The sequence below is a fragment of the Delftia sp. SD018 genome (assembly GCF_017355445.1).
GTDB lineage: Bacteria > Pseudomonadota > Gammaproteobacteria > Burkholderiales > Burkholderiaceae_C > Comamonas > Comamonas acidovorans.
In genome coordinates, this window is sequence record NZ_JADDRN010000010.1 from 107785 (window position 1) to 131152 (window position 23368).

Annotated in this window: 26 protein-coding genes; all 26 read right to left on the reverse strand. The window is 64.9% G+C overall.

Annotated elements, in window-relative coordinates:
- Positions 1-116 precede the first annotated feature (116 nt).
- The 26 genes from INR38_RS12360 to INR38_RS12485 all read right to left on the reverse strand — a co-directional run bounded on the left by INR38_RS12360 (position 117) and on the right by INR38_RS12485 (position 23166).
- Positions 117-1169, reverse strand: a complete 1053-nt coding sequence (locus tag INR38_RS12360; protein ID WP_207443853.1) for a hypothetical protein — start codon at positions 1167-1169, stop codon at positions 117-119.
- Positions 1166-1924: a phosphoadenosine phosphosulfate reductase family protein gene (locus tag INR38_RS12365; protein WP_207443851.1), complete on the reverse strand. Its 759-nt coding sequence runs from the start codon at positions 1922-1924 to the stop codon at positions 1166-1168. Before INR38_RS12365 ends, INR38_RS12360 begins: the two co-directional genes overlap by 4 nt.
- Complete coding sequence (locus INR38_RS12370; RefSeq protein WP_207443849.1) at positions 1924-2790, reverse strand: hypothetical protein; 867 nt, start codon at positions 2788-2790, stop codon at positions 1924-1926. The genes INR38_RS12365 and INR38_RS12370 overlap by 1 nt, the downstream gene beginning before the upstream one ends.
- Positions 2768-3229 carry an N-acetyltransferase gene (locus tag INR38_RS12375; protein ID WP_207443847.1) on the reverse strand — a complete coding sequence of 154 codons (462 nt, stop codon included), beginning with the start codon at positions 3227-3229 and terminating at the stop codon, positions 2768-2770. Before INR38_RS12375 ends, INR38_RS12370 begins: the two co-directional genes overlap by 23 nt.
- On the reverse strand, positions 3208-3432 hold the full coding sequence (locus tag INR38_RS12380) for a phage tail assembly chaperone (protein ID WP_063326665.1): 225 nt from the start codon (positions 3430-3432) through the stop codon (positions 3208-3210). Before INR38_RS12380 ends, INR38_RS12375 begins: the two co-directional genes overlap by 22 nt.
- A gap of 191 nt (positions 3433-3623) precedes the next feature.
- A complete protein-coding gene (locus INR38_RS12385; RefSeq protein WP_207443846.1) occupies positions 3624-5552 on the reverse strand; it encodes a DUF1983 domain-containing protein in 1929 nt (642 codons plus the stop codon).
- A complete protein-coding gene (locus tag INR38_RS12390; protein WP_207443844.1) occupies positions 5549-8128 on the reverse strand; it encodes a hypothetical protein in 2580 nt (859 codons plus the stop codon). The genes INR38_RS12385 and INR38_RS12390 overlap by 4 nt, the downstream gene beginning before the upstream one ends.
- A gap of 31 nt (positions 8129-8159) precedes the next feature.
- The gene (locus tag INR38_RS12395; RefSeq protein ID WP_207443842.1) at positions 8160-8621 is read right to left on the reverse strand and encodes a hypothetical protein; all 462 of its coding nucleotides are present in this window, start codon (positions 8619-8621) and stop codon (positions 8160-8162) included.
- The gene (locus tag INR38_RS12400) at positions 8621-10252 is read right to left on the reverse strand and encodes a hypothetical protein (protein ID WP_207443840.1); all 1632 of its coding nucleotides are present in this window, start codon (positions 10250-10252) and stop codon (positions 8621-8623) included. The genes INR38_RS12395 and INR38_RS12400 overlap by 1 nt, the downstream gene beginning before the upstream one ends.
- A 2-nt stretch (positions 10253-10254) precedes the next feature.
- Positions 10255-11301: a hypothetical protein gene (locus INR38_RS12405; protein ID WP_207443838.1), complete on the reverse strand. Its 1047-nt coding sequence runs from the start codon at positions 11299-11301 to the stop codon at positions 10255-10257.
- 3 nt (positions 11302-11304) lie between these two features.
- Complete coding sequence (locus INR38_RS12410; protein ID WP_013803287.1) at positions 11305-11721, reverse strand: hypothetical protein; 417 nt, start codon at positions 11719-11721, stop codon at positions 11305-11307.
- Positions 11722-11790: 69 nt separating this feature from the next.
- Positions 11791-12423, reverse strand: coding sequence for a DUF6682 family protein (locus INR38_RS12415; RefSeq protein WP_123692002.1), 633 nt, complete (start codon positions 12421-12423; stop codon positions 11791-11793).
- The gene (locus INR38_RS12420; RefSeq protein WP_174549427.1) at positions 12414-13010 is read right to left on the reverse strand and encodes a hypothetical protein; all 597 of its coding nucleotides are present in this window, start codon (positions 13008-13010) and stop codon (positions 12414-12416) included. The genes INR38_RS12415 and INR38_RS12420 overlap by 10 nt, the downstream gene beginning before the upstream one ends.
- Before the next feature lie 28 nt (positions 13011-13038).
- Positions 13039-13422 carry a hypothetical protein gene (locus INR38_RS12425; protein ID WP_123692004.1) on the reverse strand — a complete coding sequence of 128 codons (384 nt, stop codon included), beginning with the start codon at positions 13420-13422 and terminating at the stop codon, positions 13039-13041.
- A gap of 87 nt (positions 13423-13509) precedes the next feature.
- The gene (locus tag INR38_RS12430; RefSeq protein ID WP_013803291.1) at positions 13510-13959 is read right to left on the reverse strand and encodes a hypothetical protein; all 450 of its coding nucleotides are present in this window, start codon (positions 13957-13959) and stop codon (positions 13510-13512) included.
- Positions 13960-13985: 26 nt separating this feature from the next.
- The gene (locus INR38_RS12435) at positions 13986-15101 is read right to left on the reverse strand and encodes a N4-gp56 family major capsid protein (protein WP_013803292.1); all 1116 of its coding nucleotides are present in this window, start codon (positions 15099-15101) and stop codon (positions 13986-13988) included.
- 60 nt (positions 15102-15161) lie between these two features.
- A complete protein-coding gene (locus INR38_RS12440; RefSeq protein WP_192368138.1) occupies positions 15162-15368 on the reverse strand; it encodes a hypothetical protein in 207 nt (68 codons plus the stop codon).
- A gap of 8 nt (positions 15369-15376) precedes the next feature.
- Entirely contained in the window at positions 15377-16306 is a 930-nt protein-coding gene (locus INR38_RS12445; protein WP_207443836.1) for a hypothetical protein, read from the reverse strand.
- Positions 16307-16331: 25 nt separating this feature from the next.
- Positions 16332-16853 (reverse strand): hypothetical protein, encoded by a 522-nt coding sequence (locus INR38_RS12450; protein WP_080736826.1) that lies wholly within the window; start codon positions 16851-16853, stop codon positions 16332-16334.
- 281 nt (positions 16854-17134) lie between these two features.
- On the reverse strand, positions 17135-17494 hold the full coding sequence (locus tag INR38_RS28705) for a hypothetical protein (protein WP_242699046.1): 360 nt from the start codon (positions 17492-17494) through the stop codon (positions 17135-17137).
- A 73-nt stretch (positions 17495-17567) separates the two neighbouring features.
- On the reverse strand, positions 17568-17891 hold the full coding sequence (locus tag INR38_RS12460; RefSeq protein ID WP_051940599.1) for a holin: 324 nt from the start codon (positions 17889-17891) through the stop codon (positions 17568-17570).
- Positions 17881-20220, reverse strand: a complete 2340-nt coding sequence (locus INR38_RS12465; RefSeq protein ID WP_192368140.1) for a hypothetical protein — start codon at positions 20218-20220, stop codon at positions 17881-17883. The genes INR38_RS12460 and INR38_RS12465 overlap by 11 nt, the downstream gene beginning before the upstream one ends.
- Positions 20207-20629, reverse strand: a complete 423-nt coding sequence (locus INR38_RS12470) for a hypothetical protein (protein ID WP_207443834.1) — start codon at positions 20627-20629, stop codon at positions 20207-20209. The genes INR38_RS12465 and INR38_RS12470 overlap by 14 nt, the downstream gene beginning before the upstream one ends.
- Before the next feature lie 29 nt (positions 20630-20658).
- Entirely contained in the window at positions 20659-22014 is a 1356-nt protein-coding gene (locus INR38_RS12475) for a PBSX family phage terminase large subunit (RefSeq protein WP_013803299.1), read from the reverse strand.
- On the reverse strand, positions 22011-22787 hold the full coding sequence (locus INR38_RS12480; protein WP_097202869.1) for a terminase small subunit: 777 nt from the start codon (positions 22785-22787) through the stop codon (positions 22011-22013). Before INR38_RS12480 ends, INR38_RS12475 begins: the two co-directional genes overlap by 4 nt.
- A gap of 13 nt (positions 22788-22800) precedes the next feature.
- A complete protein-coding gene (locus tag INR38_RS12485) occupies positions 22801-23166 on the reverse strand; it encodes a hypothetical protein (RefSeq protein ID WP_207443832.1) in 366 nt (121 codons plus the stop codon).
- Positions 23167-23368: the final 202 nt, after the last annotated feature.

Sequence of the window (23368 nt, forward strand, 5' to 3'; positions counted from 1 at the left end):
TTTGGCAAGAAGCACAGACTGGCAGGCTTGGCACGGCAGGCAGCGGCACCCGGGCTCCTGAAACGGCAAGGCCCGCTGAAGCGGGCCTTGGCCTGGGTTGCAGAATCAGCGCCGCGCTACCTGGAAGCGCCATACGGCAAGCCGCTCGGGACGGTTTCTCGGCTCGGACGCAAGCTGCGTTGGAACTCGCCCTGGGAATACTGGTACAGCGCCGCCGGGCTGGCCATGGACTTGAGAAGTCCAAGAGCCTCGCCACTGTCCTTAAGAGTGACTGGCGCCGCCTCCCGGCCATTCAGGTCTGTGCGCTTGATCTGCAAAGCCCCTCCCTGTCCCGCCTCGATGCCGGAAATTTTGTAGCCACTGGGAACATAGCGGTTGTAGAGCTCCATCAGCGGGGCATAGTCGCCCACCGCCAGGCCAGCAGCGGCTTTGTCAGATGCCTCCTGACGCCTTTTTGTATCCATCTGGATTTTGATGTGCGACTGCGCCATCAAATCCTGGGTAGCCTGGTCCGCAGCCTTGAGATGCCCAGCCTGTGTCAGCGCCGCTATACGGCGCTGACTATGGGCAAGGTGGTCGTCCATCGTCGCTTCGCGTGACTTGCCGCTCTGGTCAATCAATGATGCCTGGAACTGCTTTCGTTGCTCGCCCTCGATGCGCCCCACTTCGTCATCCTGCTGCCATTGCTTCATCTCTCTAGCCTGGCGTTTGACATCGTGCGCCCCCAGCGTGAGCTGTTGGCGCATCTGCAGGCCGCGCTCTGGGTCGGTACGGCCGATCACGTCGGCCATGGCCAGCATGCGCGTGCTGTCCTGCTGCTCGCGGCTCATCGACCCCGCCGAACGCTCGCCCATGAAGTCGGTCACCCCCTGCATGGCGATGGTCTTGGTGTCGCCCGCATCGTTGCGCGCGACATAGGCCTTCTGCGCGCCGTCAAAGTCGATCTTGTAGCCGTTGGCGGCCAGGCCTTCCAGCTCCTTGCCCTGGTCGGCGGTGTAGCCCGTGGACTCCACGGCTGTGGCACTGGCAATGCCTTTCAACGCCTCTTTCTGCGCAGCCTGGTCGCGCGTATCGTTCATTTGCTGACCGGCGCGATAGGCATCAGCAATGCCCCGCGTAAATTGCTGGCCCTGTGCCAGGCCCGCAGCGAAACCACTTCCCAAATTCATTGTTCGCACTCCTTCAATTCGCTGTCCAACTCCTGCACCCGGCGCGCCAGCTCGGCGCGGATGGTCTGCAGACTCGCTCGGTACTGCCCCACCTTGTCGGGGTGCAGTTGCTTGAGATAGGCGGCCTTGCCGTCGTCCCACCATGCGCTGCAGTGCAGGCATTCGGGCGCGCTGATGGCGCGGAAGGTGTCGTAGACGGCATTGCGCGGGGCACCCACCGCCTGAAGGAACTGGAACACCTGGTCATGGCTCCAGTGCAGCAGGGGCAGCAAAACCTCGTAGGCATCGCCTGGGCCGCGCGCCGGCACTTGCCCCGTGTCGGCCAGCTTGGTGCCGCGAATCACCACCTCGATGCCGTCGGCCAGCATGCGCTGGTGCATGGGCTGCATCAGGTTGGCCACGCAGCAGTCCATGCGGCCCACCAGCGGCGTGTCGCTCATGCCGTAGGCCTGGCCGATCCAGCTCGATTGCGCCGTGGTCACGTCGCTCGGGATGCCATGGGCTGCTTTCCAGGCGAGCACGTCCGTCTGCACGGTACGCAGATCTGGAACCCACGTGCGCACCTGGTCCACAACCGCGCGTGTTTCCGGGATGGTGTCACCCGTGGACAGCCAGTAGACCGGCAGGCCCTGCTCCACCAGTGGATGCAGCAGGTACAGGCATGCCAGCGAGTCCTTGCCCCCACTGAACTGCAGCGCAGCGCGCCGGCCGGCAATCGCCTGGCCCACGCTGTCGGCAATGTCTGCGGCCCGCATCAGAAGAACATGGCCGCAGCAGACAGGCCCGCGCCCACGATGGCCCCCGTTCCGGCGCCGCTGGTGGCCTGGGACTGCTGATAGGCCTGGGACTGCTGCCCCCACATGTTGGCCGCGCTGTTGCCGGCATTGCCTGCCATGCCCGCCGCCTGGCCGTAGCCTGAGTTCAGGCCAGCCAGGCCGGTGTTGGCGATGTTCTGACCCGAGGTGCCGTAGCCGGCCGTGGCAGCCGTCGTCTGCATGCCCATGGCGGGATAGCCGGCCAGCGCATTCGAGGCCCGATCCGTCAGCGCCCGCCCTTCCGCGCGTGCAGCGGTTCGGGCCGAGTTCTTTCCGGCGGCAGTGGCCAGTGCCTCGCTGGCAACCAAGGCATTGGACCCGGCGCCATACTTGCCATCGGCAGGGTTGACACCCATGCGGGCCATTTCCGCGCCCTGTGTGCGCTTGGCGCTTTCATAGGCGTTGGAGACATCGGCAGCCGCCTGGCCCGCCAGCTCCTCGCGCTTGCCCTCCGTGTCGAAGGTCCGCGCGTCCTCCACCATGGTGTCCTGCAGGCCCGTCAGCTTGTCGCGGCGCCCCAGCGCATAGTCGCGGTCGGCCTGAGACTGCTCCCAGGCCGTGCGCGAGGTGTCCAGCGCGAACTGCGTCTGCTCCTTCTGCAGCGGCGCCATGTCGTTCGCATTGCCGATGATCTGCTGGATCATGTCGTCCTGGATGCCCAGGTTCTTCACCTGCGCTTCCACCAGTCGCGGATCGGGTGCTGGGGTCGAGGCGCCGCCACCCTCCAACGTCATGCCGCCCCCGGGCCGAGGTCGGAATGCCTGCTCGGGCAGGAAATCAAATTCAGTGCTGTGCCAGCGTGTCATGTTTCAGCTTTCCTCTCCAAAGGGTGCAGACCACCACATCGCCGCCGTCGCGCGCTGCGCCTGCCAGCACCGCTTCCTCCACGGCGCCCAGCCGGTGGGCCAGTGCACGCAGCCTGGTGTTGGAAGCGAGCACGTAGCCGCGCAGCGCATCGACCGCGCACACAGCGAACGGGTAGTCAAGAAACGCGCGCAGGAAGCGGCGCGATAGCGGGGCGTCGATGGCCACATGCGCCCACACGGTGCGGCCGTTGTGCTGCTCGAAGACGGCCCCGGCCACCAGCCCCCCGCCGCGCTTCCAGCCGATGCCCACAGCGCCCTCGGTGCTCAACAGGCCAGGGATGCGCATGCGCAGGAAGGCGTAGATGGCGAGCGTGTCGTAGTCCAGCATGCTTGCCACATTGGCAGGCTTGGCACGCATCAGGCCGGCGGCGTGGGCCACACGATGGTGAGCGGGTCGGGCTGGTCGGTGATGTCGCGCAGGGCCTGGCGGTAGGCCATCCACTCAGGCTCCAGGCGCCGGCCCTCCTCTTGCGCCCGAGTCACACGCCAGTCACAGGCGGCGATACGCCGGTCGCGGTCCGCGCGCACGGTCGCCCAGGCCGCAGCTTCATTCAGCGTCCAGGCGCCTGAATTCGACAGCACATGAAACGGAGAAGGGGCTGGGGCCGCCACGCGCACTTGGTGCCCATCAAAAAACAGCGGCCCTCCCGCGACAAGATCGTCGCCCAGCCGCACCACTTGCCCGCCTGGCGGCGTTGGCACTGCCGCCAGCGGCGCGTTGGTACTCCCCCGGCCAAGGATGTCACCGGCGGCACCTATCAATACGTAGTGGTTCACCGCTTTCCCCCTGTGGCCATGATGTGCGACAAATGGACCTCTATGGCCCGGTTTGCATCAAGGTTAGTGGCCACTAATCTATACGTCAGATTGCCCGCAGGTGGCCAGCTTTCAAAGGCGCCAACATAGGCCGCTGTCCGGAATCCATTAAGCATCGAAGTCCCGCTGAAACGCATTGCGTTGTTGTCGCGGAATATGGTCAACCCCAGCCCTGCATCGCCATTTCGAGGCATGGCGTTGGCAAATGCCATGATGGCTACGCCTGTGCCACCTTCGGCCATCTGCAAGGTGCATCGACACAGTTCAATTTCGGCACCAGGAGATATGTAGATGATCCGACCGGGCTCCTGTTCACCTTGGACCATGGAGGTGACTGAGCCCCCCTTGATTTGGAGCGTGCCCACGGCCGCCTGCCCGATATAGGCCGTACCAATGGCCGCCGTGTCCATGAACACCCCGATGTTGTTGGACGTGATGCGCTGCAGCCGGTTGATGAAGTCGCTGGTGTTCATCGTCGTGCCGTCCGGAAACGCCACGGTGTCGCCAATGCGGGCCTTGTCCTTGGTGGCCAGTGGCCCCAGGCCGTTGACCTGGGCGGCCTTGAGATTGCGCAGCCATTGCGCGTCCAGGCCGTTGGCGTCCAGGATGACGTTGCCGGCGTTGTCGCGCACGGTGAGCCCGCGTGTGTCCACCTTGCGCGCGGCCACGGTGCCGTCCACCAGCAGGTCGCCGTTGAGCACGGCCGCCGGGATCAGCCAGGCCGCGCCCATCCAATGCCGGGTCTGGGTGAAGCTGGAACCGTTTGTGATGGTCACGGCATCGCCCACGATCAGGTGGTTGGTGCTGGGTGCGCTGCCGCTGTTGCCCAGGGCCTGCCAGACGGCCTGGCGCGCGGTGGCATCGCTCCAGAAGCTGCCGCTGGCCGACAGCAGCACCGAGCCGCGCAGCCCGTCCACGAGCTTCTTGCCCAGCCCGTCGATGCGCATGTTGCCCTTGAGATAGACGTTGCGCTGCAGGTAGATGCCGTCGCCATCGACGCCGAACACCACGTCTTCGGGCCGCGGCGTGCTCATCTGGCCGGCGTTGTAGCTGGGGGAGACGATGGCGAACTTGTCCGCCATGATGATGAAGGCGCTGGAGGTCTTGCCATTGACCTCCTCGGCCGCGATGCCGTAGCCGGCAAGGGCCCCGCCCGCCTGCACCTTGAGCGTGTACTGCGCGCGCAGGCCTTCGCTGTAGCCGGCCAACACCGTCATCTCCTGCTCCAGCATGGCGCGGCCCGGTTTGCCGTCCTGGTAGTAGTTGCCCAGGGATGCCTGCAGCTGCAGCACGTTGGTGGCCATGGCCCGCTGGCCGTCAGCGAACGCCGCCTGCGTGGCGCGCAGGCCTGCGCTGGCGTTGCGCAGGCTGGCAGTGACCTCGCGCACGGCCATGGCCAGGCTGCGCTCGTTGCTCTGCACCACGGTCTGCAGCTCGCGCACCTCGGCGCCGCGCTTGGCGGCCTCGTCGGCGATGGAGCGCAGCAGCTCGTCGCGGATCTCCTGCGCCAGGTGGTCGAAGCGGCTGGGGTCGTCCAGGGTCTTGGCCAGGCTCTTGAACAGGCGCGATTCGATGATGGATTTGGCGAAGCGCTCCACGGCCACCGTGGCCGACAGCCCGCCGCCCAGGTCGATGACGATCTCGCCCTCGCCGGGCGTCTTGTCGGTGGCCAGCAGCTGGGTGACGCCCTGCACCGATCCCTGCAGGGCCACCAGCTCGCGCAGGGTCACGCCGCGCTCGAACTCGTTGCCCCGGGCGCCGGAGCGCACTTCCAGGTGCTCGGTCACGGCCTGCATCCAGTTGGACAGGGCCTTGTCCTGGACGTTGACCCGGGCCAGGGCCGGCAGGCGGGCCGCGCCCGTGTCGATTTTCTTGCGGTTGGTCATACGCTGCGCAGCTCCTCGGTGGTCGAGCACAGCACCATGCTGGTGACGCGGGCCGCGCCCTCGATCTCCACCTGGTGCTCCAGCCAGCGCCCGGGCGGCAGGCGCTGCGGCTGCAGGTCGGTGAACTGGGCCGTGTGCTGCAGCTGGCCGTCGCCCCACAGGCGCAAGGTGATCGGGTGCTGGGCGTCCTGCAGACCGTAGACCTTGGCCCAGGCCAGCGGCAGCTGCTGGCCCTGGGTGGCCAGGCCTGTGCGCCAGCGCGCCGTGCGCAGGGCATCGCCCGTGAAGCATTCCAGGATGTCCTGGCCGCGCGCCACGTACATGAGGTCGTTGAAGCGGTCCACCCAGACCGCCGTCACTGTCGCGCCGCCCAGGTCGGTATGGCCCAGCTTGGCCCCGTCCTGCGCGCTGAACGCCAGGCAGCCGCCGCCGGCCCCGGCGTAGAACAGGTAGTAGACGCCCTCGTGCTCGGCCGCGAACATGCTGGACGGCTGCATGCGCTGCCAGTCCTGGCGCGCGATCAGCTGCCGAGTCACCACCTGCACGCCGCCCGGGCTGGCCAGGCACAGGCCATCGGGCGAGGCATAGAGCACGCCGCCCTGCACGGGAACGATGGAGCGACGCGCGCTGCAGGACTGGTTGCTGTCCAGCTTGATGGCCGACATCTGCGCCGAGTGCGCGCCCGTCACGAAGTAGGGATTGCCGGCCGTGCCCACGAACAGGGTCTGGTCGAACACCGCCATGCCCACGATGGACCACTCGGTCGTGACCTGGTAGTCTACGGGCCAGGCGTAAGGGATGTAGGGCTCGCAGAAGGCCACGGTGTTGTCGATGAAGCCGGCCATGATGCCGTTGGGCATCCCCGTGAGCCCGCGCAGGTAGGGATTAGCGCCCACGCTGGGCTTGTTGTCGCCCTCGTACTGGCTGTCCATGCGGTACGGGGGCGCGGCCCAGGTGAACTGCGGCTGCAGACTGTCCAACTCCTCGCCCTTCTTGTCATCGAGGAAGCTGGCCACGGAGATCTGCAGTTCCTGCACCAGCTGCCAGGCCGCCGCTGCGGCCGAGGCGTTGCTGCGATAGATGCGCCACTTCACGACGTGGCGCGCGGCATGCTGCTCGCCCGTCATGGCCTGGGGCCGCTGGATGGTCACGGTGTCGTTCTGGTCCACCTCCAGCATCTCGGAGATGGGCGACGGCTCGGACTCCTCGCCCCAGTCGGTCACAAAGGCCACGACGTAGAAGCGCGAGTCCACCACGCGCTCCACAGTCTTGCCCGCCAGTTCGGCCACGCCGCCCAACTGGTCCAGCCAGGTGCCGATCACGGCCGTGTCACCCGTGGCCGCGATGTACTGGCCGGCCAGCTGGGTCTGGATGCTGGACACCAGGGTGCTGCAGCGCTGCTGGATCTCAACCATGCGGGCATTCAGGCTGGCCGCCTGGGATGTGGCAGCCGTCTTGCCTTCCGTGTAGGTGTCCAGGGCCTTGTAGTAGGCCTCCAGGTCGCGCCTGTACTGCACCCAGTCGGCGTGCTCGAGGGCGTTGTTGTCGGAGTCGAAGTAGTACTGCGCGGCCTTGGGCTCGCTGGGCTTCACGGGCGCCGCGCCCGGCGTGGCCCAGGCCTTGGCCAGGCCCAGGTCGGCGAACTCCTTCACCAGCTTGTCCAGCTCGCTGCGCCAGTTGGCGCACTTGGTGCCCGGGGCCACGGCCTCCTCCACCAGGTCGGCCAGCTTGGCGGCCTGGTCGGCCGTGAGCACAGTTTCACCGGAGCGCTCGCCGGCCGTGTCCGGAAACTCATGCTGCTGCAGCGCCTCCACCAGAGCGGGCCGGCGGAACGGGTAACTGAAGGGCATGGCGGCCAAAGGGATGGCCCAGCCGCTGGCTGTCTTGACGGCACCCAGGCGTGTAGTGTCCATCTCGCACGCAGCCGCACGGGCCGCCGTGACCACGGCATAGAGGTTGCCAGCCGACGCCCCCGCGCCCACGGCGGTAGACAGGGACAGGCCGTAGTTGGACGTGGCGCCGGCATAGGCCTTGCCATTGGCATCCCAGCGGATCGCCTCCTGGTGGCCCTCGTGCTGGATCACCGTGGCCAGCAGGTCCGCGCGCACCAGTTCGGCGAAGTCGCCATACAGCCAGGTCTTGGCCTCCTCGGTGGTGAACTCGTCCACCACCTGCAGCGTGACCGTGGGCTTGACCGGGCGCACCACGCCCAGCAGCCGGTCATTGCCGCGCACGTCCAGCGCACGCGGCGCTGCGCTGCCATCGTTGGTGGTCTGGTAGGTGCGCTCGGTGGCCTCGTCGTTGATCTGGCCCTTGACCAGGGACAGCTCCTGCACCCAGGAGCGGATGGGCGCGGCCGGGTTCTGCTGCACGGCGCCGCTGGCATCGCGCGCGAAGCGGTGCAGCGTGCGGGTGCCGGCCAGGCATGCCGAGTGGCGCCGGTCGGTGGCCAGCGGCCAGAACTCGGAGCTGGGCAGGAAGAGATTGAAGTGCTCCCGGGCGAAGTTCGCGCCCAGCGCGCGATCGGACACGCTGGGCGCCTCGCCCGGGAATGCGGACAGCTTGTAGGTGGTCATGGCCTGCTACCCTGGCAGGCTTGGCACCATTTCAAACCTCGACGGTCACCGCATGCTTGAAAAGCGCGTCAAGGTCTGATGCAGAAAGGCTCAGTAGTTCGCCCATCAGCACGATGGAGGGGCTGCGGCGCCTCCACTCCGTCGCCCTGGCAAATCCTATGCGAGTCGTATAGCGCAGGGCGTCATCTTCGATGGCTTCAATGGTCGCATTGAGCGCATCTTCAGTGATGCCCCTCAGTACATAGAGAGCAACCAAGCCCTGGGCGGGCGTGCATGATTCGGGAACTACCGCCGGTGGTGGCGGCTCCTCAGTAGCCTCGACCGCTGCGATCAGAGACTCGTACTCAGGCGCTTGCGCCCCGAGGTCGGAGCGCAACTCCTGCATTTGGGAGTTGGCATAAATGTGGCAACGTGCCACATTGCCCTCATCATCAAGCCATGTCACCTCAATTGCATGGGCGTTGTCGTAGCGAATAACGCTCTTTATTTTCATTAGATTGCTGCACCTTTAGTAATTGCAAAATTGATTTGCACCGAATGTGCCAAGGCAGACGATGAAATATTCTTCAAGCAAATATAAAATGAACCATTGTTATAGGCAACAGCCCAAACATTATAAAATGACGAATCGACTGTCCCGTCGCTATTAGTTAATGTCAAATTGACGACATCAAGGGGACCAACCATGCTGTTATATACCAAAAAAACAGCCACGGCGTTAGGCGCCAACGCTTGGTTATGCGTGGTAATCACTCCGGCAACTTTGTTGATAGCAACACTGGTAGATTTACTTGTTGGCTGGGTCACTGTGCCACCGGCACCAGGACCGTAACCAAATCCCCCATTACCAACGAGGACAGGACCACCATTAGGATTCAAGAACAGCCATTGATTCAATGTGTAATCCGAATAGATTCGCGGCTGTATCCAAAAGGCCCCAGACTGATACACCCCAAAGTCCAACGCAACACTTCCCCCTTGCAAGCGCATGATGGAATTCGGGTCGGCACCACTGCCAGTAGTCTGCGGACCACCACCTACAAGAGCCGAATTGCTAACGACAAACTTGGACAGCGGCAAAGATGTGCCCACACCCACATTACCGTTGGTTCGGATAATCATCCGCTCTGATCCGCTGGTGTAAAACGTCATGGGAAGGTACTGGCCATTTCCCGTAACACCGGAGTTCAGTCGGACCTCTTGGCCTCCCAGAATAACCAGATCCCCAACAGCCGAATTACCAGGGTCTGTCCCACCATGCGTGCGAAAGCCCGAGATCGTCCCTGTCCCAGTCGGAAGCGCACCAATGATGGTCAAAGAATTGTTAATGTTCGACTGAAAGGCGAGGCGATCAGAGAGCACGTTGCTACTGAAATCAGCGGTCAGCCTCAAGCCATTTCCATAGAGATTCAGACTACCTCTCATGGTGTCGCCGGACTTCTTCAACATCGTGTCCAACGCATCTTGCAAGCCGGTGACGGAGGCTATCGCCTGCTCACCCGTGTGCGTGCTGCGGTCCCGCAGTTGGGCATCGGTCGCGTTCTTGGTGGCACCCGTCGCCACACCGCCGAGCTTTGCCGCAGCCTCGTCGGTGAAATCGTTGGCGCTCAGGCCCTTACCGGGCACCTTGTCCACCTTGCCCTGCAGATCCGCCGCCGTGGCCATGGGTTGGGCAAACGTGGGGTTCGGGTACTGACCGGCTAGCACGCCGCCGGCCGCGCCGGTCGGTGCACGCGGATTCGACATGCGCTCATCCGTGGTCTGCACCACCTCGCGCATACCCCCGGCCGTCATGCGCATCTCCAGCAGGTCGCCCGAGTTGTAGGCACGGGGCGCCGTGCCTTCCTGGCCGCGCAACACCGTCAGGCGGCATTCGCCAATCACCGAGTTGTCCACGGCGGTGACGCGCAGGATCTCGTAATCGGTTTCCAGGGAGCCGTTGCGCTTGTAGGCTGTCAGCACGTACCAGCCGCCGGCGGGCGGATTCAGCAGCGCGCCGGCCGCGCCATCGGACACGCGCAGCACGCCGTAGTCCAGCTCGCTGGCCGGGGCACCTGTCTGCGGCGCCGCGCGCACGTCGGCAATGAACTGGGTCTGGAAGTTGTTCAGGAACAGCTGCGGCATTTCTATTTTTCCTTGATGGGCACGATCAGCTCCACCTCTTTCGTGCGGCCGTCGTTGGTCGTGGCGGCCACGCTGATCTGGTACTTCTGGCCGCTCAGGCCGCCCGCGTAGATCCAGACCTTCACGCGCTGGCCCACGTAGGCAAAGGACGGCGGCATGGGCATGGCCGGGTGGACCTTGAGCTGCACGGAAACAATCTCGTCGCCTGGCGGAAACCAGTCGGCGAACTCGATGTCGTAGTCCTGCGTGTCCGCAGGCTGCATGGGGGAAGTGCGGAACATGCTTTGCCCCTGGTCTGTGACGTAGAAGGTGGTCATTCCTGCGGGCACGAGGAAGGTGCGGGATTCGGGCGCCTGCTCATCGAAGGGCAAGCGCTTGTGCACGGCGGGATCAATCTCGATGAAGGCCACGCCCTGAGCCTGCAGCGGCGCGCGCACCAGGCGCTGCCCACGGGCCGTTATCGCAGCCTTGGCCTGGACCAGCGCGGCCAGACGCGCCTCGACCCGCCCCTGCGTGACGACAAAGGCCTGACCCTTGCCGTCCACAGGCGAACGCAGCCAGCGGCGCACGTAGATGCGGCCATCGGCAGAGCCACGCGCCGTGGGCGTGGATTGCACAGGGCCACGGCGCAGCAAACGCGCCTGGGGCTTGAAGCTGGCACTCGCGGTCGCGTCCACGCCAACGCGGGCCTGCACATGGGCCGTGACCGTGGCGTTGGCCCGTGCCTGGACTGCCACACGCCCGCGCACGGGAGGCAGCGTGACCTTGACGATGGCGCGGCCCGTGGTGGCCAGCAGGCTGCGCACATGGACCCGGCCCAGCACGCCCTCGACAGCTGCGCGCGCCAAGGAATCGGCCGAGAGCTTGGCGTGCACGCGGCCCAGCGGGCCGGTCAGCGCAGCAGCTGGTGCCGAGTGGACCACGGCATAGGCGAGCACTCTGCCACCGGCACGCACACGGGCATAGCCCTTGGCGTCCACGCGGATGCGCACCACGGGATCGGAGGCCCGCCCGTTCAGCGCGAAGCCATTGAGTGCGCCCCTGTTCATGGCTTACAGCAGCTGCAGCGTGAAGTCGCCTGTCAGGGCCTGGCTGTCCACCAGGAACACGTCGTTGATCTGCAGCGTGCGCGGCGTGGGCAGCGGCTCGGAATACATGAGCGTGGCCGTTCCATCGGTGGCCGAGTCACCTTCCATGATTCCGATGTGCGTGACCGTGACCTGGGCGCCCGTGACGGGCGGAAACTCCGCGCGCACGGCGTTGTAGGTGGCGCCGTTGTTCGGCGCGGCAAAGGCGCCCGTGGCCACGCGCTGGTACCACGGTGCTGCCACCTCGGTGCCGGCGGTGAAGGCGTCGGTAGGGTCGGCCGTGAACAGGGCGAAGAAGGTGTTGCGGATGGCCGGGAAGGCCTGCTTGCGCAGTGTGGCGCTGATGATCGCGTTGGCGAGGGATGTGCTGAAACCAGCCATGACGGCTCCTATGGCTTCGAGCACTCCAGCGCCCCGATTGAAGATGCCCGCCAGGATGGCAGGCTTGGTTCACTTTTGGGCGACGGCCGTGGTGGCCGCAGCCTGGGCCTGAATGCCCAGCGCCTCGTTGTAGAGCGCACGGTGCGCCGCCGCGATGGTCGCGTTGCCGCCGAACTCGGCGTCGATGGACCAGGCCCGGAACAGCACGAAGTGCCGCACGGCGTCCATCCAGCGCTCGGGAACCGAGGGCGTGCCATTCTCGTCGGCCAGGTCCACAGCCGCGACACCCACCATGGCGCGCACCTTGGTGCCGGCGACCACGGGCGGATAGACCAGGAATTCCTGCGGCGTGCCCAGGTCGTGCATGTAGTGCTGAACCTCGCGGCCCGGCGAGCCCGAGCGCCAGGCGCCGGCCACGGCGTCCAGCACCCACAGGTCGGTCTTGGTGATGCGCCGCTGCGTGGCGTTGGCGTTGTTCGTGATGTCGATCAACGTGAGCATGTCGGCCGGCAGCTCCTGCCGCCACCCGGCGGCCAGCACCAGTTCGCGCGGCTGGGCCATCTGGTCGGGCCGCTGCTCGGCAAAGGCGCGCTGCGCCGCGTTGAACCAGTCCAGCAGATCCACGCGGGTCCAGCGGATGTGCCCTTTGTCCTGCAGGTCGCGCGCTGCATCGTCCAGCAGCTGGGCCACGGTCAAAGCCATGATGCCCTCCCCCGCGAGCCGCGGCTGGTGTTGGAGCGCCACACGTCGGCTGTGGCGTCATCCATGGCGCGCTGGAAGAACGCCAGGGCCACGCCGGCCTGGTCGGGCTTGTAGTAGTCCGTGCCCTCGGTGGCCAGCAGCTCGGCCTTGGCGCCCTCGCGGATCGCCTCATGGTAGAGCGAGGCAACCTCGTCGGGCACGCTGTTGCCGCGCAGGGACGGCATCAGCGAGGCGTAGACCTGCAGCCGGCCCGCGCTGCCCGTGCGCACAGTGAATTCGCGCAGGTTGGTCGTGACCAGGTAGAGCTTGCCGCGCAGCTCGTGCTGCCAGGGATCGGCCGGAAGGTCGCGCGCCTTCGCCACCTCCAGCGGGCGCCCAGCCAGCGTGGCGCGCTCCAAGCGCAGCAGCTCTGCGCCCTGGGGCAGCTCGAAGGTGTATTCGGCGAAGGCCTCGCCAGTCACGTCCGTGGGCTCCAGCCATTCCTGCCAGGCGCGCGTTGCCTTGAGAAAGGTGCGCGCGGCGCGGTTCAACGCCAGGTGAATGAGCGGTACCGGCGCCTTGGGGGCAGCCAGTACCAGCTCAGGCATCCAGTTCTCCCAGCTGGCCATGGTGCGATCAGCCGGTCACGTTGGAGGAGCGGGCAGCGCGGCGCACGCGGCCGGTCGGCGCGGAGTCGGACTCCTGGGGCATGCCGGTGCCGCCATCCAGGTCGTCCTCATCGTCCGGGCCCACGCCGGGCGAGAAGGTGCCGCGCGAGGACGGGGCCTTGCCGTCCTGGGCTGCGCGGCGGGCTTCGCGCTCGGCGGCCAGGCGCTGGAATTTCTGCTCGGCGTCGAACTCCTCCTCGGTCTGGAAGTTGCCAGCGCGCAGATGCTCGGCATGGGCCTCGTTCTCGACCTCGCAGGCAAGAGGCTTTCCCTCGAAAACATAGGTGGCGCCCTTGATGCGCACGATCAGGCTTCCGTCCTTGCGTGCGGGCAGCGAAGTGAACAGCTTCATGGTTTGGTTCTCCGGGGTTCAAAAAGCCCCGGCAGCCGATGCCACCGGGGAAAGCCCCTTTGCGGGGGCGCACACATGAGCGCGCTGTCAGGCGTTCGTGTAGATCAGGTCCAGCGTGAACAGGCCGGCAGCCGTGCCTGCGCCCGAAACCTTGAGGATGATGCGTCGGTCTTCATCCTTGGTTGCGAGTTTGGCGAAGGCCGCTGGCACAAGGTGCGCGTAACCACCGGCTGCACCCACATCGTTGTCCGTCACCCAGGCGCCGCCGCCGTCGTCGGCCGCTGTGCTGATGTCGCCAGCCGCATCCGCCAGGCCAATGGAGGCCTTGAAGCCCGCGCCCAGGGCCGCAGGCACGCGGATGTACAGCGACACGGGCAGCATGCCGGCGGGCAGGATGCCGATGACGCCACGGGTACCCACTGCGTGGTCTGCCACTGCCAGGGGCTGGCCGAAGCGCGAGCGCACCAGCTCGGAGCCGCCGGGGGTGATGGGGGCCTGATGGCCTGCGGCCACGGCACTGAGTTGTTTGAAAGCCATGAATGACTCCTTTCGTTCGGTGGGGATCAGCGCGAAGCAGCGGCCGTGTCGATGCCGTAGACGCCGTGGTCCTGCTTCTCGCCCTCGATCTCGAAGACCGACTTCTTGACGCCGAAGATGGACGACGTGGTGATCACGACCTGGTTGCCGTTGTCGCGGGTTTCCTCATGCCAGCCGTAGCGCATGCCCGTGCCCGGCGAGCCGAAGGCCATCACGCCCGCCTGCGCGCCCATGAACAGCGCGCGCGCCGTTTCCAGGTCGCCCGTGGCGCCGTGGGTGTTGTGGCGAATCACGTTGCGGTGCGAGTGCAGCACCACGTTGCGGTACATGCCCAGCGCGCTCTTGAACAGCGGCGACTTGAAGCCCACCGCAGCGGCTGCAGCCTTTTGCAGTTCCAGCCAGCCGCCCGTGCCGGTTTCCTTGCGCAGGTCGTCTTCCTGGAAGGTGTGCATGACCATGACGAACACTTCCTCGCCATCGACCACGCAGGGCTGCATGACGGGGATGTTGGTGGCGCCGCCGCCTTGGCTGTCTGCGCGCACGCGGGCACGGTCCACCACGGCCAGCGACATCTTGTCGGTGGCATCCAGGTTGGCCACCGCCGTGGCATCGCCGCCGAACAGGTGCTGGTTGGGCGTAGGCGCCGTCAGCGGGTTCTTGGCACGGCCCTGGTAGCCCAGCGGCAGGATGAAGTTGGCATTGACGCCGCGCGAGCCCGACAGGTAGGTGAAGGTCAGCTCATCCTGGAAACGGCCCCACCAGTTGGCCTGCTGCTGCTTGGCGCGCATGCGCAGATCGTGCAGCGTGCGCTTGCGCGACATGCGGCCGCCCGTGTTGACGCCCCCGCGCGCCTGGTCGATGTACAGCTCATCGGTATAGAAACGCTGCCCTTCTTCCTTGCCCTCCAGCACATCGTCGCCCTCGACGGGCGCCATGCGCAACTCGGCCAGCAGGTCATAGCTGACCAGGTCACCAGCTTCGGATTCCAGGTCCGTCAGAAGTTGGATTGGCGTCTTGGCGCCCTGGCCCACGGCCGCAAAGCGCTTGCCGAAGTACGAGGCTTGCGAGACATCGAGAGCCAGGTCGCCGGAAAAGCGCTTGACCGCGCGGGGGCTGTTCACGCCCACCACTGTTTTGCCCATAGGAGTGCTCCTGTGTGGTAGCGAGCACTCCAGCGCCCCGGTTGAAAAATGGTTCAGCCCTCAAGATGGCAGGCTTGGTACGGGCCGCGAGGCAGCTGCGATCTTTCGCACGCAGGTATCCGGCGCCGCCGCGATCACCATGCGCGCGGCCTGCCCCTTCTTGTATTCCAGCTGGATGCGAACGCCGCCCACCTCCAGCACATCCCCCGTGCGCAACTCGATGAAGATGCGGCGCACGCCGGGCGTCGATGCTGCAGCCTGTGCCATGGGGCCCTTCACACCGAGCGCAGGAACTGCGCACGCTTTTCTTCGGACAGGCGGCCCAGCGCGCGCTCGTAGTCCAGGCCGGTGAGCTTGTCCAGCTCGGCGAACTCGTCGCCCGCGGGGTCGGCATCGCCTGCGCCGCCGGGCACGTCGGCCAGGTTGGTGACTATGTCGGACGGATCGGCCCGGCGTCGCATGTCCACGGGCTTTTTGGTGGTAGGGATCCCATGCAGGGCCAGAACACGCCTGTGCGCTTCCTCCAGAAACCAGCGAAAAGGCCTGTGCTGGTTGGCGGGAGCTGCCCCAAGTGCCTTGACGAAAGCGTCCAGGTCAGCCTGTTTTTCCAAGTCCGCGTGGTAGTTCACGCGACCCAGTTCAGGCATTTTTGCAGCGTCATCCAGGAACGTGTGGATGGAGTGGGTCCATGCATCCATTTCAGACTGCTGGCGCATTTCCGCAGAGACAGTGGCACGCGTTTTCACATCGCGTAGCTGGTCACGCTCATCTTGCAGCCTGTCCAGTTCAGCCTCCATTTCCGAGTGGTCCAGATCACCGTCGTTGAACCTGCGGCGGACTTCGGCCATGGCAGATTTGTTGGCCCAGACCTGGTCCTGGTAATCCAAGGGCAGATCCACCCTGTAGCCAGATGGCAACGGCTTAGAGGATCCCCCGGCGCCGTGGCGTTCGGCATTGTGGTCCGTTTCGGGCGAATGGCTCGTTGACGCTTCCTCCCCGGCTTTCAGCGTGGATGCTGGCGCGTCATCACTGTCACGGCCATCGGCTTGCCCCATTGGCTCATCTTCGGGGCTCCCATCGAGACTGCCACGGCCCAACGCAGCAAGTGCTGCCGCATTGTCCTCGCTGGGGTCATAGTCGTCTTCCTGCAACGTGGCGCGCTCGGCTTCGGACAGAAGGCGCAGTTGGTCGTCTTGATTGGTCATGGTTGGCAGTTCCTGATGTGCGTGCTCAAGGGAGATTGGCAGGCTTGGCACGGGGCCAGGCATCACCCATCAATCGGACGTCAGCGGCATGGCCATCAGCCGCTCGCGCGATGTCTGCACCGCGCTGTGCCATTCTTGTACCTCGCTCTGCCAGACTTTCGAGTAAGGCTGTGCAGGTGCTGGCGTACTGGGCAAGAGAGGGCCGGGTAGCTGCGCTGATACGTTCTGGCAAACCGGCGAAGTCACCGCGCAAGCCTGCAGCAGCAATGTGCATGTCGCGCAGGCTGCGCTCAAGATCCTGCTGGACCAGCGCATTGCGCTGCTGGGTACGTTGGAATGTGGCAAGTGCATCGTCAAGTCCCTTGGAAAAAGCAGCCATGTCCTGCGCGGCCTGGCGCACACGGGACAGTTCGTCGCTGACAGCCTGTTGCCTCAGTTGCTCCAGGCGCACTCCGTAGCGTTGATCCTGAGTCCACCACGCGCAACCTGCACCGAGGATGAAGGCCAGTCCTGCAGCCATGGACTGGACGAAGAAGCGGGAGCTCAAGGCATGACCCTCCACTCTCGGCAGATTTCGCCATTCGCATCGCCTCGCAGTTGCAGCCCCGGCAGAACGGTGGAAACGCCCTTGACCGTGCCCCTATTCCAGCGAGGGTTCTCGTTGCAGGCCCCTGCCAGATCACCGGCGTTGGCTTTGCGCCGCAGCGTGCTGGAAGCCAGGCTACCCGCCCCCTTGTTGTGCACGAAGTCGATGAATTGCCCTTGCACGAATGGGTCATACGCCGCCCAGTCCACAAGCATTTGCCGTGCATGGCGCTCTGCAATCAGTTAGCGGCCAAGTTCCAGTGCATAGCAGTCTGAGGAGCTGTACCAGCGGCCCGCCGTGACCCCCTCCCCAGTGATGCCATTGCAGACAGTCAGTGGCTGGCCCTTGCCCAGCTTGTCGACATAGGGCATTCCCACATGGCGCCCGCTGCTCTCGTAGAACGAGCCCAGTACCATCGCAACCTTCACGCCGGGCGAGGTTTCAGTATCTGCCGCAACGGCCTGCACATAGGGATCGTTGAGTGCCGGGCCGTCAATGTGCCGGGCCACGATTGCCCCTCCACTGCCCAACCCGGCCAGCAACACCAGCGCAGCCAGCCGGCCTGCCAGCCATGCCGGCACCTTGGAAGTCTGCTCAGCCATCATGCATTCCCCTGGGCATGCACCCATGGCCCGGCAGTTCGCCCAGGCAAGGCGGTGGTCCATCGATCTTGCGTCATTGCCCCCCCTCCTCGTCTGGGGCATTGCGCGTACCGCTGCGGCGCATGAGGCTCATGCGCAATTCGTGCTCAGCCTGATCACGAGCCTCTTCCGCCAACTTCAGTTGAAACTCCTTGCGGCGGTAGTACCAGCTGACCGAAAAGCCTGCGACCCCCACCACTATGCCGATAGCGACACCGGCTTCGGAGGTCAAGAGCCAGCCAAAGCCACCCAGTCCGAGTCCGCTCCAGCCGACCTTGCTGCTCATGGCCGCCGCCGCCCCAGCGTTTGTTGCGTTGGCCGCAGCTTCGAGCGCGGCCTGCGTGACGTCATTGCCCATCCATCACTCCTTGTTGTTCAAACTGGGCGAGGCGACCCGACATCGAATCGAGATGCTGGCGGCTCAAGGCCTGGATTTGCGCCACGCGCTCGCGCGAATCGGCCTCGATGCACGCCACCTGCAGGCGCACGTCCTCGTCTGCCCGGATCTGCAGCGTCTTGTTGGCAAGGTCTGCATTGGCCTTGGCAAGTTGCTGGCGCATGTTGTCCAGCTCGACGTCCGCATCGCGCCGCACTGAGGCGGCCGCACCCGCCATGCGCAAGGCCAGAGCCTGGTCCCCGCCGCTGGCACGCATGTGCTCGGCCTCGGCCTCCAGCTTCTCGGCACGGGCATTGACTTCACGGACCTTGGCCACCTGCTCGGCAAGCGCCTGGCGCGCGCCCTCCTGCTGCATTTGCAGGGCCTCGGCCTGGGCCTGCATCTGCTGCTGCATCTGTTGCTGCTCTTCGGGTGTAAGAGGTTTGGCGGGGTCGCGCTCGCCGGTCAGCTTGCGCATCTCATCTGCGATCTGCTCCCTATTGGGCAGGTCGGAGTAGTCCATGGCGATGGTCAACAGGCGCAACGCAGCCTCGGGCGGCATGCGGCCGGCCATCTGTGAAAGCGACTCGAACATGACCTGGCGCAACGTGCCCGCATAGTCCTGCTCGGACACAATGAAATCAGCCAGGCTTGCTGTGATGTCGTTGAGGTAGCGCACGCTGCCATCCGGCTGCAGCTCGGGCAAGTTGATGCGTACCCAGTCGAGACGCCCTTTGTGGCCTGACAGACGAATGACCTTTTCCTCCGTGTACCACTGCTCGATCAGGCTCAGTTGCTTCTCGCCCTGGATCTGCACAGCCAGCCGGTGATTGTCGAATGGCTGTGTGGTCACGACCGATCCTTGCATCTGGCGCGCCTTGATCGCAATGCCGGAGCTGGCATTCGTCTGCCGGCCCAGGTTCTCGCTGCCGATGCCGGCGGACTTCTGTATCGCCTGGGTATCCAGGTTCATCATCTGCATCTGGCCGGAGGCCATCTCGCTGTCGCGGTGCACCTCGAATTTCCGTCCGGCGCGATAGATCACGACCCCATCGGGCTGATTGATTTCCTCGCGCGCCTCGTTGATATCGTCGAAGGCGCCCTTCTCGGCGAATATCTGGTTGGTGGACAACAGGAACAATGCTTTGCTGGCCCGCTTGTTCAGGTCCATTTGCAGATCGCGTACACGCCGCACCACGCCATAGGGCATGCGATCGCGGCCGCGGCGATAGCACCAGATGGGCGTGAGGCTGAAGCTGTTGTGCCGCATGGGCATGGGCCCCAGCGCAAGCAGATGGCCTTCGGTGAATACGGCCACGTGCATGCGCATGACCACCCGGTCCACGATGGCCCCGCCAGCCTGACCGATGGCTTGCATCAAAGCCTGGTCCCAGGGTTCAACGAACGCGCCCTTGAACGGCCCTTCGGTCACGACGCGAACCGAGGCCGGCATGCGGAACTGGCACTCGATCAACCGCACGCGGCGGCGCTGCTCGTCATCGGCATCGCCATAACCACTGGCCAGGCCACCCCGCGAATGCTGACTGGAGGAATGGCCCTGGTAATGGAATGCGTCCTCAGCCCACTGCTGCGCGCTGTGCTCCTGTCCCTGCTCCACTGCACGCTGCAGCACGTCGCGGCGAGCTGGGTACATGGTGATGGCCACATCCTCGTCCACCCAACGGGTGCGGAAGATATAGCGCGCGTCGCTCAGATCGTTTTCCATGGCCATGGAGTCCCAGAGCACGTTGCGCCAGTCTTCGTACTTGGAGTAGATGATGTCCTTGGTTGGGTCGTTCCGTACCCCGTCGTCCAGCCAGCCGACACCCACCTTGATGGTGTCTTCAAAAGCCCGGCTGCGGTTGAAGCCCGTGCGATTCACATCGGACACGTACTTGAGCACCTTGGTCTTGATGTCAGCCATCTGCACGCCTTCCTCGGTACGTGGCAGCACGCTCCAGTCCACGCGCGCGCGCCGCTCCGTACCAATCAGCCAGTCGCACATCACGGCCACCTCGTTGAATACCAGAGGTACCTGGCCGCGCCCCTCCAGCGTGGCTGCGTCGGCAGGATCCCATTGGTCGCCGTCGTAGTAGTCGGCGTCGATGGACATCTGCAGGCGGTTCTCGGCCTGGATCTCGCGCTCGCGGTAGTACCAGCTCAGGAGCTTTCGCAGCGTATTGCGGGCCTCGGCCTGGTCCAGCGGATGCTGGGGCGCTGTGTCCACCACATCGAAAGCCAGCGGCTCATCGTTCAGGACGTGCTCGCCCACGCCTGCTCGGCGGTTGAAGCGGGGTTCAAGCAGGGACATATTCGGCCCCCACATCAGGAACGGTCAAAGCCTGCGCTGCAATTTCCTTGCCTTCCATCTTGATCACCAGCTGACCGAACTCGCGGCCCCGGCGCTCCCATGGCGGCTCGCTGGGCATGGCCACCAGATCAGGCAACCCTTCATTGATGATGGAGGCCACCCGCACCCAGTTGGCCCGGCTGGGTTCAATACCCAAAACCTCGCAAGCCTTCACGCACATGCGTGCAAGGTAAGACGGATGGTCATAGAGATAGGCGACGCTCTCCATCACCACATACCAGGGCGCTTTGGGACGCAGACTGGGGATCAGGACCAGGGCCCTCTCTCCATTGATCCAGGTGTAGATGGCTAGCAGGTCGCCGTGCCGGCGGTGGAGGTGGGACTTGCGAAGATCGATGCATGCGGGCATGCCATGACAATGGCAGGCTTGGCACGGTCTCAACGCGCCATGCCGCCTCCGCGCCGCCGATTCCTCATCGCGCCCTGGGTCGCGTTATCCATGCGCGGCAGGGCCATGGCCAGATAGCGCCACACATCTGCGCCGTGGCTGGCGTCGTCATGCAGCGGCGCGCCAGGCTCCTGGGTTCGGGGGTCTATCTGGCGCCGATACCGGCTCAGGCAGTCCAGCAATTGGGCGCACCTGCCGGCATCGACATAGGCCTGGGCAAAGATGCCACGCGCCATCCGTATGCCGGCCTCCAGCCCGAATCGCTCGAGCACCTCGACCTCTCGGCCCATATCCTGCAGGATCTGCTGCGAAGTCTGCCCGGTCTTGAAGTCTCCGTGCGCGCCATCGTGCGGGAGGAAGTCTGTGCCCCATAGATAGGGGAGTTTTTCCATCTCCTGCACGTACCACTCCAAGGTCTTCTGGTGGCCTTGCATGAAATGAATGATCCGAAAGTCCACGGCCGTGCGCTGCACGAAAGCGATCGCCATGTCGTCGGCCCATCCCAGGTCCCACACAGTATGCACGGGCAACCTGGGATTGCAGGGGACGGGGCAAACGCGGCCGTCGTTGTGCAGGCGCTCCACCTCCTTGGCGTAGATGGCACCAGCCAGGCTGCGTCTGGGACGGCCCTCCCAGATGTTCCAATAGCTGTCTGGATCACGCTTGAAATGGCGTCCCCGTTCCTTGTCCAGCACATCGGGAAACCATGGGTTGTCGCGCCAGTTGATTTCGCAGAGCCAAGTATCACCATCCGCATGGGTGATGAAGCGGTCATAGGTTGGGTCACTGGCCAGGCCAGGATTGAGCGTCAGCCAGATCTCGGATCCTGGACGCCGAATGGTGGGCACCAGCACCTCCCAACTGCCCGCGCTGACGCCCTGCGCCTCCTCCACCCAGACGATATCGATCGCCTCGAACGACTTGATGGAGTTCACCGTATGGGCCTGCAGGCCTGCGAACAGGATCAGTGTTCCGTTGGCTCCGCGGATTTCCGTACCCAGCACCTCGTAGAACGCCCCCAACCCCAGGGCCTCGATCTGGTCCTGCAACAGGCGATGCACAGACTCGCGCATGGACTTCTGCACCTCGCGGGCACAAAGGATGCGCAAGGGGCGGTTGCTGCCAAGCACCAGCAAGGCCATGGCAACGGACCACGACTTCGCCCCTCCGCGGCCACCGTACATGACCTTGAACCGCCGCGGCTCGAAGAGTGGCCTGAGCTTGAGCGGGAACTCGACGGTGACGCGCGAGCGCTCGACCTCATAATCGGCTGCAAAATCAGGAGGCTCGCCCGAAGGCAGGCTGTCGAGCGCGAGCATCGGCAACTCATCAGACATGGTGCTCATGCACGCTCCTCGCGAGGATCGTCACTGCGCCGGGGTGGCTCAATGAAATGCACTTCGAAGTGCCCCATGCCCATGCTTTTCTGAGCGGTGTCCCGCTGGTACAGGCCGTGATAGCGCATCAGTTTCTCTATCACATCCAACTGGCTGCGGAGGCTGATCTCCGTGCCGTACTTGCCTTCCTTTGCGCCACCGAACAGCGCCAGCGCACCGCGCCCAAGGCCGCGCGTGTCCTTGACGACCGTGCGTGGCAGGCCGGCGCCAAAACACTCAGGGCACTCCGCCAGGGGGGGACGGTGGGCCTCGTAGCCCACCCCGCCGAGCTCGGGAAAGTCCTGAAATTGCTTGCCGGCATCAATCCACTTTTCACGCTTGGAGTTGTACTCGGACAGCGTGTACTGGTAGCCATGGGCGGCTCCGTAGCAATGCCGGCAGCACGATACGTGAACCTCGACCAAATCGCGCGGATCGGCCATCAGCATTTCATGGAGCCGGCGCACCACTTCCTCGGCCCGAACCTCGGCATGCTCCGCGACGCGTTGGCTGCACTCCCTGACATAGTCCTGCACCCGTGGATCCTTCAGCAGCCTGGCGCCCTGAGATGCCGCAGAGGATGGACTGTAGCCTGCGGCGACTGCCGCCCGCGTGGCATTGAAACCCGATGCAACGTACTCCCGTGCAAAGCAACGATGCCGCTCCTGCGTGCTGCTGTGCTGACGGGAGGAGGAGACTTGCTCCCCCCCGGAAAGGACGGTGTTGGAGATTAGCGTTTTCATACCTGCGAACCTGTCAGGCTTGGGACGCGCCATCAGGCAGGCCCGAAGAATTCGCAGGCACCTCGCGACGGTCGCAGATCAGTCGGTAGCGCAGAACAGGCTTGCGCCCGGGCAATTCGGTGAGCCTGGCTTGGACCAGGCCCCGCCCCGTCAGGTACTGCAGCCCCCAATCGATCTCTCCTTTTGAACGCCCTAGCGCCAGCACCAGTTCGCAATGGAAGAACCAGCGGTCCGGCAGTTGCTGCAGATGGCGCAACAATGCGTCCGTACCACTGCCTGGGCGCACGACTCCGGCAGGGCGAGGGTTGTGATTCCTGGGCCTGCCATCCTTTCGGCCTTGCAGTTGCCCCGCCAGCCAGTTGATCGCTTCGTCTCCCATACGTTCAGACCTTTCCTGCACGGGCGTCAGCCAGGCTCAGATGTGGCAACCAACGAGCCGATCCGGCTTGGATGGCGCACACCGGGCCGCGCCGCTCAGGCCACTGGAATACGTTGTTGCGAAAAAGCGTGGAATTCAAGGTTCTACCCTTTCAATGGAAGGCTGGGAAACGGGCGGCTCTGGGCACGGAAGGGGAAGATTG